This window comes from Streptomyces sp. NPDC059355 (genome assembly GCF_042752335.1).
Taxonomy (GTDB): Bacteria; Actinomycetota; Actinomycetes; order Streptomycetales; family Streptomycetaceae; genus Streptomyces.
Genome location: NZ_JBHYXN010000014.1, coordinates 20,575 through 34,172 on the forward strand (window position 1 = coordinate 20,575; position 13,598 = coordinate 34,172).

Below are 13,598 nucleotides of genomic sequence, written 5' to 3' on the forward strand. Positions count from 1 at the left end.
GGGGATGGACCGGGCCATGCGCAATCCCGTGGGCGGGCACGTCCCCGTCGCCGGCGGGCTCGCCTCGGTGGGGCTGACGTACGCGAGGGAGATGGGCGCCGAGGCCGTACAGGTCTTCGTCGCGAATCCGCGCGGCTGGGCCACCCCCGTCGGGAACCCGGCGCAGGACGAGCTGTTCCGCACGCAGTGCGCGCAGGAGTCGATCCCGGCGTACGTCCACGCCCCGTACCTGATCAACTTCGGCTCGCACACCGAGGCCACCGTGGAGAAGTCGGTGGAGTCGCTGCGGCACTCGCTGCGCCGCGGCCGGGAGATCGGCGCGCTCGGGGTGGTCGTGCACACCGGCTCGGCGACCGCGGGACGGCCGCGCGAGGCGGCGTACGCGCAGGTCAGGGAGTACATGCTGCCGCTGCTGGACGAGCTGACGCACGACGACGACCCGTTCCTGCTGTTGGAGTCCACGGCCGGGCAGGGCTTCTCGCTGTGCTCGCGGACCTGGGACTTCGGCCCGTACTTCGAGGCGCTCGACCACCACCCGAAGCTCGGGATCTGCCTGGACACCTGCCACGTCTTCGCCGCCGGGCACGATCTGGCGGAGCCGGGCGGGACGAAGCAGACGCTGGACCTGCTGGTGGACACGGTGGGCGAGGGGCGGCTGAAGCTGATCCACGCCAACGACTCGAAGGAGGGCGTGGGCTCCCACAAGGACCGCCACGCCAACATCGGGCAGGGCCACATCGGCCGGGGCGCCTTCGCGGAGCTGTTCGCGCACCCCGCGATGGAGGGCGTCCCGCTGATCACCGAAACGCCGGGCGGGAAGGAGGGCCACGCGGCGGACGTGGCCCTGCTGAAGGAACTGCGCGAGCTTCACTGACCCGTCGGCGGGCCTGGAGCCGCGTACGGCCATCCGGGTGGCGTGGCCGATCGGCCGCGGCACGGGGCAATCGGTCGCCCACCGGTACCGCTGACCGCAGGCCGCAGACCGGCCGTCCGTCCGGCCGGCCGCCCCTACAGCTCGGGGCCGTCCCCCGGCTCCTCCTGGTACGAGTAGCGCTGCTCGCGCCAGGGGTCGCCGATGTTGTGGTAGCCGCGATCCTCCCAGAAGCCGCGGCGGTCGGCAGTCATGTACTCGATGCCGCGGACCCACTTCGGGCCCTTCCACGCGTACAGGTGCGGCACCACGAGCCGTACCGGGAAGCCGTGTTCGGCGGTGAGCAGTTCGCCGCCCTCGTGGGTGGCGAAGACGGTCCGGTCGGTGGCGAAGTCGGCCAGCCTCAGATTGGAGCTGAAGCCGTACTCGGCCCACACCATCACGTGCGTGACCTGCGGCGACGGCGGCGCCAGGGCGAGTATGTCGCGGGCCAGGACCCCGCCCCACTCGGCGCCCGGCATGCTGAACTTCGTCACGCAGTGCAGGTCCGCCACGACGGATTCGAACGGCAAGGCCGTGAACTCCTCGTGGTTCCAGCAGTGCTTGTCACCGTCGGCGGTGGCCCCGAAGACGCGGAATTCCCAGCGGTCCGACTTGAACTTGGGGACCGGGCCGTAATGGGTGACCGGCCAGCCGCGCTGCAGCCGCTGCCCCGGAGGAAGCTCCAGTTGCTCTGCTCCCGGAGATTCCCGGCTTTCCGGCTGACCCATGCCTCCATGGTGACAGACGCTGCAGGGTGGTCACGACCAGGTATGCCCCTATACGGGCAACTCACGCCAACTCACACTAAGGAGGCACTTACTGGACGGCCCCCTGCGGCGGTGCAAGGATGCGCGCACTCCCCCAGTCACGACTGGGGCGATACCGGCCATACCCCCAGCCCCGTCACGTTGCTGACACTGCCTGGAAGGAGCCTCTGCGATGCAGGGCGACCCCGAGGTCCTCGAGTTTCTGAACGAGCAGTTGACCGGCGAGCTCACGGCGATCAACCAGTACTGGCTCCACTACCGGATCCAGGACAACAAGGGTTGGACCAAGCTCGCGAAGTACACGCGTGAAGAGTCCATCGATGAGATGAAGCACGCGGACAAGATCACCGAGCGCATCCTCATGCTGGACGGGCTGCCGAACTACCAGCGGCTCTTCCACGTCCGGGTCGGCCAGACCCTGACGGAGATGTTCCAGGCGGACCGGCAGGTCGAGGTCGAGGCCATCGACCGCCTCAAGCGCGGTATCGAGGTGATGCGCGGCAAGGGCGACGTGACCTCGGCGCGGCTGTTCGAGGAGATCCTGGGGGACGAGGAGCACCACATCGACTACCTCGACACCCAGCTGGAGCTCATCGAGAGCATCGGCGAGCCGCTGTACATCGCGCAGCTGATCGAGCAGCCGGAGAGCTGAGCCGCGGGCTCACGCCCTCCACGGCCTCCGCGGGCCCTCCACGGCTTCCCCGATCCCTACGCGGCTTCCGCGAGCTCCGGGTCGGCGGCGAGCACGGCGGCCGCGTTGCCCTTCTCCAGCAGCTCCCGGCGCGGGCAGGCCCCGCGGCCCAGGATGCCCTGGATGGTGCGTACGCAGGATCCGCAGTCGGTGCCGGCCTTGGTGACGGAGGCGATCTGGCGGGGGGTGCAGGCCCCGGCGGCCGCGTGGTCCTTGACCTGCTTGTCGGTGATCCCGAAACAAGAGCAGACGTACACGCGGTTCACCTCCCTGACAGGAATGGTTTCTGCAGCCATCCCCTATTCGGTGAGGCTTACCTAACCGTACCCAAAGTGAGGCTTACCTAAAAGCCCTGGAAACGACTGTGGGGCACGGATCACATCGATCCGTGCCCCACAGTCGTAGGTACCTACGTACTGATCCGCTTACTGGTCGCGGTACATCTCGGCGACCAGGAAGGCCAGGTCCAGGGACTGGCTGCGGTTGAGCCGCGGGTCGCAGGCCGTCTCGTAGCGCTGGTGCAGGTCGTCGACGAAGATCTCGTCGCCGCCGCCCACGCACTCGGTGACGTCGTCACCGGTGAGCTCGACGTGGATGCCGCCCGGGTGCGTGCCCAGGGCCTTGTGGACCTCGAAGAAGCCCTTGACCTCGTCGAGCACGTCGTCGAAACGGCGCGTCTTGTGGCCGGAGGCCGCCTCGAAGGTGTTGCCGTGCATCGGGTCGGTGACCCAGGCGACCGTCGCACCCGAGGCCGTGACCTTCTCGACCAGCTCCGGAAGCTTGTCGCGGACCTTGTCGGCGCCCATGCGGACGACGAAGGTCAGCCGGCCCGGCTCGCGCTCGGGGTCCAGGCGGTCGATGTACGTCAGCGCCTCGTCCACGGTGGTGGTCGGGCCGAGCTTGATGCCGAGCGGGTTCGCGATCTGCGAGCAGAACTCGATGTGCGCGTGGTCCAGCTGGCGGGTGCGCTCGCCGACCCAGACCATGTGGCCGGAGGTGTCGTACAGCTTCCCGGTACGGGAGTCCGTACGGGTCAGCGCGCCCTCGTAGTCGAGCAGCAGCGCCTCGTGCGAGGCGTAGAACTCGACGGCCTTGAACTCGGCCGGGTCGGTGCCGCACGCCTTCATGAAGTTCAGGGCGTTGTCGATCTCCCGCGCGAGCTGCTCGTAGCGCTGCCCGGAGGGGGAGGACTTCACGAAGTCCTGGTTCCAGGCGTGCACCTGGCGCAGGTCGGCGTAACCACCGGTGGTGAAGGCGCGCACCAGGTTCAGCGTCGACGCGGACGCGTGGTACATGCGCTTCAGCCGCTCGGGGTCCGGGATCCGGGCCTCTTCGGTGAAGGCGAAGCCGTTGACGGAGTCGCCGCGGTAGGTCGGCAGGGTGACGCCGTCGCGGGTCTCGGTGTCCTTGGAGCGCGGCTTCGAGTACTGGCCGGCGATGCGGCCGACCTTGACGACCGGCACGGAGGCCGCGTACGTCAGGACGGCGCTCATCTGGAGCAGCGTCTTCAGCTTGGCGCGGATGTGGTCGGCGGACACGGCGTCGAAGGCCTCGGCGCAGTCGCCGCCCTGCAGCAGGAACGCCTCGCCCTTGGCGACGGCTCCCAGACGGGCGCGCAGCTGGTCGCACTCGCCCGCGAAAACGAGCGGAGGATACGACTCGAGGTCCGCGACGACAGCGCGCAGTGCCTCGGCATCGGGGTACGAAGGCTGCTGCGCCGCGGGAAGGTCTCGCCAGGTCGCCTTGGCGGCGGGGGCTTGGGTTTCAGCGTTCACGGTCACCTCGTACACATTACGGCGTCTTGCGCCACGTCCAGGCCGGTGCCCACTTCGTGAGACGAGTGTCTCCGGGGGCGCATGGGACTCGCAGACGGACTCGCGGGTGGGCTGCGGACGGGCTCGCGGGTGGGCTATCGTCGGCGGTATGTACGCGCACTCGAACCAGAACTGGTGGTGGCCCGCTTCCGGCGGCCCACTTCTCGCGCGTACCCACTGACACGCACGACGCGAAGGCCGCCCGAGGGGCGGCCTTCGGTGTTTTCCGGGCCCGGCCGCTCCTCCTTCATCCCGCTTCACGGAGAAGGACGCCAGCCCATGGAACCCAGTAGCACGCCCGACCCGATCCGCCGCCTGCTCGACGACGGGTCCTGCCCGCCGTTCGCCCTGCTGCGCCGTCGCACACCCGGCCGCGACCACGACACCGTCGAGGTGCTGATCGGCCCGGTCCACGAGGCCGGCCGCCTCGCCGAGCTGCCCGTACGGGAGCTGCCCACCCTCGCCCTCGTCCCGTTCCGGCAGATCCGCGAGCGCGGGTTCGACGTACGCGACGACGGCACGCCGCTGGCCGTACTGACCGCCGAGGAGGCGTACGAGGTCCCGCTCGCGCAGGCGCTGGCCGCGCTGCCGGAGCATCCGGTGCGGGTCGCCGGCGGCGGCTTCGACGTGGGCGACGAGGAGTACGCGGCCACCGTCGAGCGCGTGATCCGGGACGAGATCGGCCGCGGCGAGGGGGCGAACTTCGTCATCCGGCGCACGTACGAGGGCCGGATCGAGGGGTTCGGGCGGGCCGACGCGCTCGCGCTGTTCCGGCGGCTGCTGGTGGGCGAGCGGGGCGCGTACTGGACGTACGTCGTCCACACCGGGGACCGGACGCTGGTCGGGGCCAGTCCGGAAGTGCACGTACGGATGTCGGGCGCCACCGTGGTGATGAACCCGATCAGTGGCACGTACCGCTACCCGGCCGGGGGCCCGACGGCCGAGTCCCTCCTCGCCTTCCTCGGCGACCGCAAGGAGACCGAGGAGCTGTCCATGGTCGTGGACGAGGAGCTCAAGATGATGTGCACGGTCGGGGACATGGGCGGGGTCGTGGTCGGGCCGCGGCTGAAGGAGATGGCGCACCTCGCGCACACCGAGTACGAGCTGCGCGGCCGGTCCTCGCTGGACGTCCGGGAGGTGCTGCGCGAGACGATGTTCGCGGCGACGGTGACGGGGTCGCCGGTGCAGAACGCCTGCCGGGTGATCGAGCGGTACGAGGCGGGCGGGCGCGGCTACTACGCGGGTGCGCTGGCCCTGCTGGGCATGGACGCCTCGGGCTCCCAGACGCTGGACTCGCCGATCCTGATCCGGACGGCGGACATCGCGGCGGACGGCACGCTGCGGGTGCCGGTGGGGGCGACGCTGGTGCGGCATTCGGATCCGGCGGGCGAGGTCGCGGAGACGCACGCGAAGGCGGCCGGGGTGCTGGCGGCGCTCGGAGTACGCCCGGCGGCGCCGCGGGCCGCCTTCGAGGGGGCGCGCCTCGGCGAGGACCCCCGGGTCGAGGCGGCGCTGGCGGCCCGGCGGGCGGACCTGGCCCCGTTCTGGCTCCGGATGCAGGACCGCCCCGCGGCCCGGGTCGGCCACGCCTTGGTGGTGGACGGCGAGGACACCTTCACGGCGATGCTGGCGCACGTGCTGCGGGTGGCGGGGCTGGAGGTGACCGTACGCCGCTACGACGATCCCGGGCTGCGGGAGGCGGCCCTGTCGTGGGCCGGTCCGGTCGTGCTGGGCCCGGGGCCGGGGAACCCGGCGGACACTGCCGACCCGAAGATGCGGATGCTGCGCGCGCTGGCCGGCGAACTTCTGGCCGGGCACCGGCACGGCCTGCTCGGCGTCTGCCTGGGCCACGAGCTGCTGGCGGCGGAACTGGGTCTGCCGCTGATCCGCAAGGCGGAGCCGGCGCAGGGGGCGCAGACGCGGATCGACTTCTTCGGCACGCAGGAGGTGGTGGGCTTCTACAACACGTACACGGCCCACTGCCCCGACGCCGTGGCCGCCCGCCTCTCGGAGCGGGCGGTGGAGATCTCCCGCGACCCGGTCACGGGGGAGGTGCACGCCCTGCGGGCCCCGGCCTTCGCGGGGGTCCAGTTCCACCCGGAGTCCGTCCTGACCCTGAACGGCCCGGCCCTGCTCCGGGACCTCCTGCTCGGCATGGCCCCGGCCGTGGTCTAGATCGTGTCGTCAAAGTCCCGTCTGGCCGGCGGGGCCTGGCACGCACGCTCGCCGCGTTGTCGTCGGTCACCGACATCCCCCAGCTACCGCTGGGAGGTGCCCCCACCGCGTCGATTCCCTCCTCCGCCCTGCGATCGCACGCACCAGACCCCGCCGGCCCCGCCCTTCCGGGCGGCCGACGCCACTTTGACGACACTCCCTAGGGAGGCCCTTCGGATCACGGCGGGATCCGGCGTGGCGGCTCCGCGCGGCGGGGTCGTTGCGCCGGGGTCGTTACGCCGGGGTCGGCTTCCTGCGGCGGGCCGCGATGCCGCGGACCAGCTGCCAGGTCAGGATCGGGCCCAGCACCGCCATGCCCGCGAGGAAGACCGTGAGGTTCCCGAAGGCCAGCGCCAGCGACACCGGGACGCCGGCCGCCGGATCGGCGAACGCCAGCCACGCGTCCGTCCGCTCCCCCGGCCGGGAGCGGAGCGCGGGCCGCAGGGCCCGTACGGCGTACACGAGCTGCACCACGGCGAGGGCCACCAGGATCCAGCGGCCCACGGAAGGTATGTCCACGGGGCGAATCTAGGCCATGCACCCGCGCCCCGCACATGACGCCGGCCTGAACTCCGGGCGAACTCGCGTCACTCGGGCGACAGCGTGTTCTCCGACCTGCGCCCCGCCACGTAGTCCGCCACGTTCCGGACCGTCGTGTCGATGATCTGCCCCACCGCATCGTGCGTGTAGTACGCCTGGTGCGAGGTCACCACGACGTTCGGGAACGTGATCAGCCGCGCCAGGGTGTCGTCCTCGACGGCCTCCAGGGACCTGTCCAGGAAGAAGAGCCCGGCCTCCGCCTCGTACACGTCCAGCCCCACCCCCTCGAACCGCCCCGCCCGCAGCTCCGACACCAGTGCCTGCGAGTCGATCAGACCGCCCCGGCTGGAATTCACCAGGATCACGTCGTCCTTCATCATCCGCAGCGCCGCCCCGTCGATGATGTGGTGCGTCGACTCCATCAGCGGTACGTGCAGGCTGACCAGGTCCGCCGACGTGAACAGCTCCTCCTTGTCCACGTACTTCATGCCCAGCTCCACGCACGCCGGGTTCTCCACGACGTCCCAGCCCAGCAGGTTCATGCCGAACCCGTGCGCGATCCGGGTGAACGCCTCGCCGATCTTCCCGGTCCCGAGCACGCCCACCGTGCGGCCTCGCATGTCCCGGCCCATCAGCCCGTTCAGCCGGAAGTCGAAGTCCCGCGTCCGGTTCGAGGCCCGGACGATCCGCCGGTTCACGGCCATCGCCAGGGTCCACGCGAACTCGGCCACGGAGTACGGGGAGTAGTACGACACCCGGCTCACCGTCATGCCGAGCCGGCGGGCGGCGTCCAGGTCGATGTTGTTGAAGCCCGTCGACCGCTGGGCGATCATCTTCGTCCCGCCCCCGGCCAGGGTCCGCAGCACCCGCCCGCTCAGATCGGCGTTCACGCTCGACGAGACGACCTCGTACCCCGCCGCGATGGGAGCGGTGTCCTCGGTGAGGAAGACCTCCAGGCAGCGCACCTCGTGCTGCCCGGCTGCCGCGAACGCCTTCTCGATCAGCGGCCTCTCGTCGCCCTGCACCCCGAATGCCAGGATTTCCACGTTCGCTCCCGTGCTGTACACAACCAAACAGACCATGGGTCGTTCCGGCACTTTACGTCCGATACCGCCCATGGCCCGTTCACCCACTCCGAACCGGCCCGCTCCGGCTCAGCCGAAGAACACCCCGACCTCCGTGTACAGCGCCGGGTCCACCGTCTTCAGCCTGGCCGTCGCGTCGGCGATCGGGACCCGCACGATGTCCGTGCCCTTCAGCGCGACCATCTTCCCGAAGTCGCCCTCGTGCACGGCGTCGATCGCGTGCAGCCCGAACCGCGTCGCCAGCCACCGGTCGAACGCGCTCGGCGTGCCGCCGCGCTGGATGTGCCCGAGCACCGTGGTCCGGGCCTCCTTGCCGGTCCGCGCCTCGATCTCCTTGGCCAGCCACTCCCCCACACCGGACAGCCGCACGTGCCCGAACGAGTCGGTGGTGGCGTCCTTCAGGACCAACTCGCCGTCCTTGGGCATCGCACCCTCGGCGACCACCACGATCGGCGCGTAGCTCGCCTTGAACCGGGAGGTCACCCACGCGCACACCTGGTCCAGGTCGAAGCGCTGTTCCGGGATGAGGATGACGTTGGCCCCGCCCGCCAGCCCGGAGTGCAGGGCGATCCAGCCGGCGTGCCGGCCCATCACCTCGACGACCAGCACCCGCATGTGCGACTCGGCCGTGGTGTGCAGCCGGTCGATGGCCTCGGTGGCGATGCCGACCGCCGTGTCGAAGCCGAAGGTGTAGTCCGTGGCCGACAGGTCGTTGTCGATGGTCTTCGGGACGCCGACGCAGGGGATGCCGTACTCCCCGTACAGCTTGGCGGCCACGCCCAGGGTGTCCTCGCCGCCGATCGCGACGAGGGCCTCGACCTCGTACTTGGCGAGGTTCTCCTTGATCCGCCGGACCCCGTTCTCCTGCTTGAACGGGTTGGTCCGCGAGGAGCCGAGGATCGTGCCGCCGCGCGGCAGGATGCCGCGGACGGCGGGGATGCCGAGCGGGACGGTGTCGCCGTCGATCGCACCGCGCCAGCCGTCCTTGAACCCGACGAACTCGCACGCGTACTCCTGGACGCCCTTGCGGACGACGGCCCGGATGACCGCGTTGAGACCGGGGCAGTCGCCGCCGCCCGTCAGCACTCCGACCTTCATGGAATCTCCCTTCGCCACAGGGCCCGGCGAGCCCGCATGACGGTCACGCTAGTGGTGACTCAGGTCACAGCAAGAGCCTGGGAAAGGTCAATTCCGGTGGATATACGGGGCGTTGCGTTCCTCCGTTCACTCGTACGAGGACATGCGTACGAGGTACGAGACGGTGAACGTCCCCCGTTACGCGTCGTCGAGACCGCGCTCTATCGCGTACCGGACGAGCTCGACCCGGTTGTGCAGCTGGAGCTTGCCGAGGGTGTTCTGCACGTGGTTCTGCACCGTGCGGTGGGAGATGACGAGGCGTTCCGCGATCTGCTTGTACGAGAGCCCCTTGGCCACCAGCCGCAGCACCTCGGTCTCCCGGTCGGTCAGCTGGGGGACCTTCGGCTCGTCGGGGGCCGCGGGTGCCGGGTCGGTGGCCAGGCGCCGGTACTCGCCGAGCACCAGCCCGGCCAGGCCCGGGGTGAACACCGGGTCGCCCGCGGCGGTGCGGCGGACGGCGTCGATCAGCTCCTGGGCGCCCGCGGACTTCAGCAGGTAGCCGGTGGCGCCGGACTTCACCGCCTCCAGGACGTCGGCGTGCTCCCCGCTCGCGGACAGCACCAGGACGCGCAGCGCGGGATTGGCGCCGACGAGCTCCTTGCACACCTGCACCCCGGGCATGCCGGGCAGGTTGAGGTCGAGGACCAGGACGTGCGGGGCGGCGGGCACGGCCCGGCGGACGGCCTCGGGACCGTCGCCGGCCGTGGCGACCACGTCGAAGCCCGCGGCGGCGAGGTCGCGGGCGACCGCGTCCCGCCACATCGGGTGGTCGTCGACGACCATCACCTTGATCTCGTGCGGCTGCGGCTGCGGCTCGGCGGTCTGGCTCACTGGGTTCTCCCCCTCGGTACTTTCAGTTCCACTTCGGTGCCCTGCCCGGGGACGGACACCAGCTCGGCGCTGCCGCCGAGGTCCCGCAGCCGGCCGCGGATGGAAAGGGCCACGCCCATCCGGCCCTCGCCCTCGGCCTGGTCGAGGCGGCCGGCCGGGATGCCCGGGCCGTCGTCCCGGACGGTCACGATCACTTCCTCACCCCAGTCCTCGACCAGGATCCAGGCCCTGGCCCCGTCCCCCGCGTGCTTGCGCACGTTGTCGAGGGCGGCCCCGACGGCCGCGGCCAGCTCCTTGGCCGCGGGCACCGGCAGCAGCACCGGCGTACCCGGCTCGGCGAAGCTGACCCGGGATCCCGCGTGCGGGGCGAGCAGGCTCCGCAGGTCCAGCTCGCCCTCGTCGGCGCCGGGCTCGTCCACCTCGTACGAGTCCACCAGCGCGCCGAGCGACCCGTCCCGGGAGATCCGGGAGGTGGGCACCAGCCCGCTGGAGACCAGGGTGCGCAGCGCCACCTCCTGCTCCCCGGCCATCCGGCCGAGCTCGGCGGCCTCGCCGCCCAGCTCGGTGCCGCGCCGCTGGACCATGGCGAGGACCTGGAGGACCCCGTCGTGGATGTCGCGGGCGAGCCGCTCGCGCTCGCGGGTGGCGGCCTCGATCTCCAGGGCGCGGGCCAGGGTGGCCTCACTGGCCCGGGCGACCTCGACGACGTACCCGATGGCGATGGAGGCGACCCAGACCAGCAGCACGTTGTGCAGGGTGTCGCGGGTGGGCTGGCCGCCGTGCACGACGATGTTGGCCACGGCCACGAAGGTCGAGGCGAAGCCGGCCCAGCGCCAGCCGCCCTTGATCGCGAAGGCCAGGACGGAGCCCGCGGTCCAGATGGAGGGGAGGGTGGGGCCGCCCCCGGCGATCCGCTCGTGGGTGTCCGCGATCGGGGTGAGCAGGATGCCGACGAGCGCGACGGTGAGGTCGGCGCCCAGGAACCGCTTGGTGCAGCTGGCGGCGTTCGCCACCCGGCGGTGGGTGGCCAGGGTCCAGACGGCGAGTACGGCGAGGTAGCCGGCCGCGACCCAGGGCCGGTCGAAGTCCCGGTACGCCGAGGCGAACAGCAGGCCCGCGTAGACCATGGTGAGCAGCCGGTAGGCGGTCAGTGCCTGCCACAGCGGCTGCTCGACCGACATGCGCACGACACGTTCGCGTTTCGCCATCTCCCCCACCCCGTGCGGGCGATGCCGCCCGTGCTCTACTCCGCGGCCTTCTCGGAGCTCTTGTCGTTCTTGTCGCCGGCGGCCTTGGCGGCCTTCTCCGCCTTCTCCGCGTCGGCGATCTGCCGCTTGGCGGCCGTCGCGTAGATGTCGACGTACTCCTGGCCGGACAGCTTCATGATCTCGTACATGACCTCGTCGGTCACCGAGCGCAGGATGAAGCGGTCGCCGTCCATGCCCTGGTAGCGGCTGAAGTCGAGCGGCTTGCCGATCCGGATGCCGGGGCGCATCAGCTTGGGAACGACCTTGCCGGGCGGCTGGATCTTCTCCGTGTCGATCATCGCCACGGGAATCACCGGCGCCCCGGTGGCCAGGGCCACGCGGGCCAGGCCGCCGGGCTTGCCGCGGTAGAGGCGGCCGTCGGGTGAACGGGTCCCCTCGGGGTAGATACCGAACAGTTCCCCGCGCTCGATGACGTCGATGCCGCTCTTGATGGCGGCCTCACCCGCACCGCGCGCGCCGGAGCGGTCCACCGGGAGCTGGCCGACGCCCTTGAAGAAGGCGGCCGTCAGCTTGCCCTTGACGCCCGGGGAGGTGAAGTACTCCGCCTTCGCGATGAAGGTGACCTTCCGGTCCAGCACGGCCGGCAGGAAGAAGGAGTCCGAGAAGGACAGGTGGTTGCTCGCGAGGATCGCCGGCCCCTCGGCGGGAATGTTCTCGAGGCCCTCCACCCACGGCCTGAAGGCGAGCTTCAGGGACCCCCCGATGGAGAACTTCATTGCGCCGTAGATCAACTCGAAAGCCTTCCTGTGTCTGTCGAACAGACCATATCCCCTGGCTCGGGGCGGAGGGGCGACGACCCTGGTCGGTGTCACCCCCGTCGCGTACGGTGAAGTCACACAGCGCTACGCACCCCCCACCCGTCGAAGGAGACCCTGGTGCCCGTCCTCCCTGGAGCCGAGCCGTTCCGCCACGAGGGCGGAGAGGTCGGTGTCCTCCTCTGCCACGGCTTCACCAGTACCACTCAGTCCATGCGCCCGTGGGCGGAGTACCTGGCCGAGCAGGGTCTGACGGTCTCCGTGCCGCTGCTGCCCGGACACGGGACGCGGTGGCAGGACATGCAGCTCACCGGCTGGCAGGACTGGTACGCCGAGGTGGACCGGGCGCTGCGGGAGCTGCTGGAGCGGTGCACGAAGGTGTTCGTCTTCGGGCTGTCGATGGGCGGGGCGCTGACCCTGCGGCTGGCGGCCCGGCACGGGGACGCCGTGAGCGGCATCGTCCTCGTCAACCCGGTCAACAAGATCAACGACCCGATGGCCTTCGCCCTTCCGGTCGCGCAGCACTTCCTGCGGTCCACCCCGGGCATCGCGAGCGACATCGCGAAGCCGGGCGTCGCCGAGGTCGGCTACACCCGGGTCCCGACCCGGGCCGCGGCCTCGCTGCGGCAGTTCCTGAGGCTGGTCGACACCGAGCTTCCGCAGGTCACGCAGCCGGTGCTGCTGCTGCACAGCGTGCAGGACCACGTCGTGAACCCGGCCGACTCGGCGCGGATCCTCGCGCGGATCTCGTCGACGGACGTCACCGAGACCCTGCTGGAACAGAGCTACCACGTCGCGACGTTGGACCATGACGCGGAGCGGATCTTCGCGGACAGTTTTGCGTTCGTCGGGCGGCTCGCGGAGAGCGTCGGCAGGGAGGGGGCGGCCAGCGGTGGCTGAGCACGAGGAGTCCCCGGGGGGTGTCCCCCCGCTGGACGAGGAGGCGGCCTGGGCGGCGATCGTCGCCGGGTACGGGCAGGAGCCGCCGGACCCGCCGGGGGCCAGGCCGTTCCGGCCGATCGAGAACCTGATGCTGCCGGAGGAGGACGTGGAGCCGGAGCCCGCGGCGCCCGCGCCGTCCCCGGAGCCGCCGCAGGCTCCGGCCGAGCCGCCGCCCGCGCCGACGGCGTTGGGGAGCTCGGTGGTGTTCGCGCCGGGCGTGGGCATCGGCGGTACGGGGCCCGGGACCGGGCCCCGCGATCACACGCCGGCGGAGCCGGACGAGCCGGACGAGGGCCACTTCGTCCCGCCGGAGCCCGAGCTGCCGCCGGCGGACACGACGGCGAAGTTCGCGTGGCTGGCGGTGGTGGGCGGGCCGGTACTGCTGCTGGTGGCGGTGCTGCTGCAGTGGGACATGACGTGGTGGCTCACGACGCTGGGGATCGGTGGGTTCCTGGGCGGGTTCGCGACGCTCATCGCGCGGATGTCCCAGGGTGACGACGAGGATGACGATCCCGGGCGCGGAGCCGTGGTGTAGGACGGGTTCCGCCGCGCGGCCGCGGGGGGGGGGGGGGGGGGCCGCCCCCCCCCCCCCCCCCCCCCCCCCCCCCCGGGGGGCGGGGGGGGGGGGGGCGGGCGCCGGC

General features: G+C 71.3%; 14 protein-coding genes. 5 read left to right on the plus strand and 9 right to left on the minus strand.

The features are described 5' to 3' along the window. Positions 1-16: 16 nt before the first annotated feature. Complete coding sequence (locus ACFXGI_RS15820; RefSeq protein ID WP_384706319.1) at positions 17-874, plus strand: deoxyribonuclease IV; 858 nt, start codon at positions 17-19, stop codon at positions 872-874. A gap of 134 nt (positions 875-1,008) precedes the next feature. Here the strand turns inward: ACFXGI_RS15820 and ACFXGI_RS15825 are convergent, their stop codons facing one another. Beyond that, positions 1,009-1,641, minus strand: coding sequence for a sulfite oxidase-like oxidoreductase (locus ACFXGI_RS15825; RefSeq protein ID WP_384706321.1), 633 nt, complete (start codon positions 1,639-1,641; stop codon positions 1,009-1,011). 211 nt (positions 1,642-1,852) lie between these two features. Between ACFXGI_RS15825 and bfr the strand changes: the two genes are divergently transcribed. Beyond that, positions 1,853-2,332 (plus strand): bacterioferritin, encoded by a 480-nt coding sequence (bfr, locus tag ACFXGI_RS15830; protein ID WP_030863600.1) that lies wholly within the window; start codon positions 1,853-1,855, stop codon positions 2,330-2,332. 56 nt (positions 2,333-2,388) lie between these two features. Here the strand turns inward: bfr and ACFXGI_RS15835 are convergent, their stop codons facing one another. After that, positions 2,389-2,628: a bacterioferritin-associated ferredoxin gene (locus tag ACFXGI_RS15835; RefSeq protein ID WP_030863597.1), complete on the minus strand. Its 240-nt coding sequence runs from the start codon at positions 2,626-2,628 to the stop codon at positions 2,389-2,391. A 168-nt stretch (positions 2,629-2,796) separates the two neighbouring features. After that, positions 2,797-4,161: a class II 3-deoxy-7-phosphoheptulonate synthase gene (locus ACFXGI_RS15840; protein WP_384706323.1), complete on the minus strand. Its 1,365-nt coding sequence runs from the start codon at positions 4,159-4,161 to the stop codon at positions 2,797-2,799. Positions 4,162-4,464: 303 nt separating this feature from the next. On the opposite strand from ACFXGI_RS15840, the gene ACFXGI_RS15845 reads away from it, so the two are divergent. Then, positions 4,465-6,360, plus strand: coding sequence for an anthranilate synthase family protein (locus ACFXGI_RS15845; RefSeq protein ID WP_384706325.1), 1,896 nt, complete (start codon positions 4,465-4,467; stop codon positions 6,358-6,360). A 273-nt stretch (positions 6,361-6,633) separates the two neighbouring features. Here the strand turns inward: ACFXGI_RS15845 and ACFXGI_RS15850 are convergent, their stop codons facing one another. The 6 genes from ACFXGI_RS15850 to ACFXGI_RS15875 form a co-directional block, all read right to left on the minus strand. Further along, positions 6,634-6,918, minus strand: a complete 285-nt coding sequence (locus ACFXGI_RS15850; protein WP_384706327.1) for a hypothetical protein — start codon at positions 6,916-6,918, stop codon at positions 6,634-6,636. A gap of 68 nt (positions 6,919-6,986) precedes the next feature. Beyond that, entirely contained in the window at positions 6,987-7,985 is a 999-nt protein-coding gene (locus ACFXGI_RS15855) for a 2-hydroxyacid dehydrogenase (RefSeq protein ID WP_384706329.1), read from the minus strand. A gap of 108 nt (positions 7,986-8,093) precedes the next feature. After that, entirely contained in the window at positions 8,094-9,122 is a 1,029-nt protein-coding gene (locus ACFXGI_RS15860; protein WP_384706331.1) for a 6-phosphofructokinase, read from the minus strand. Between the two features lie 177 nt (positions 9,123-9,299). Then, a complete protein-coding gene (locus ACFXGI_RS15865; RefSeq protein WP_051696177.1) occupies positions 9,300-9,944 on the minus strand; it encodes a response regulator transcription factor in 645 nt (214 codons plus the stop codon). Between the two features lie 44 nt (positions 9,945-9,988). Beyond that, positions 9,989-11,200: a MacS family sensor histidine kinase gene (macS, locus tag ACFXGI_RS15870; RefSeq protein WP_384706333.1), complete on the minus strand. Its 1,212-nt coding sequence runs from the start codon at positions 11,198-11,200 to the stop codon at positions 9,989-9,991. A gap of 35 nt (positions 11,201-11,235) precedes the next feature. Further along, the gene (locus tag ACFXGI_RS15875; RefSeq protein ID WP_384706335.1) at positions 11,236-11,991 is read right to left on the minus strand and encodes a lysophospholipid acyltransferase family protein; all 756 of its coding nucleotides are present in this window, start codon (positions 11,989-11,991) and stop codon (positions 11,236-11,238) included. 144 nt (positions 11,992-12,135) lie between these two features. Here ACFXGI_RS15875 and ACFXGI_RS15880 point away from each other — a divergent pair, with 144 nt between their 5' ends. Together ACFXGI_RS15880 and ACFXGI_RS15885 are read left to right on the plus strand one after the other, a co-directional pair. Beyond that, on the plus strand, positions 12,136-12,915 hold the full coding sequence (locus ACFXGI_RS15880) for a carboxylesterase (RefSeq protein ID WP_030863568.1): 780 nt from the start codon (positions 12,136-12,138) through the stop codon (positions 12,913-12,915). Beyond that, positions 12,908-13,492, plus strand: coding sequence for a hypothetical protein (locus ACFXGI_RS15885; RefSeq protein ID WP_384706338.1), 585 nt, complete (start codon positions 12,908-12,910; stop codon positions 13,490-13,492). The genes ACFXGI_RS15880 and ACFXGI_RS15885 overlap by 8 nt, the downstream gene beginning before the upstream one ends. Positions 13,493-13,598: the final 106 nt, after the last annotated feature.

Coding starts and splice junctions, on each gene's coding strand:
- ACFXGI_RS15820 (WP_384706319.1), top strand. CDS start 17: ATGCGCAATCCCGTGGGCGGGCACGTCCCCGTCGCCGGCGGGCTCGCC.
- ACFXGI_RS15825 (WP_384706321.1), bottom strand. CDS start 1,641: ATGGGTCAGCCGGAAAGCCGGGAATCTCCGGGAGCAGAGCAACTGGAG.
- bfr (WP_030863600.1), top strand. CDS start 1,853: ATGCAGGGCGACCCCGAGGTCCTCGAGTTTCTGAACGAGCAGTTGACC.
- ACFXGI_RS15845 (WP_384706325.1), top strand. CDS start 4,465: ATGGAACCCAGTAGCACGCCCGACCCGATCCGCCGCCTGCTCGACGAC.
- ACFXGI_RS15860 (WP_384706331.1), bottom strand. CDS start 9,122: ATGAAGGTCGGAGTGCTGACGGGCGGCGGCGACTGCCCCGGTCTCAAC.
- ACFXGI_RS15865 (WP_051696177.1), bottom strand. CDS start 9,944: ATGGTCGTCGACGACCACCCGATGTGGCGGGACGCGGTCGCCCGCGAC.
- macS (WP_384706333.1), bottom strand. CDS start 11,200: ATGGCGAAACGCGAACGTGTCGTGCGCATGTCGGTCGAGCAGCCGCTG.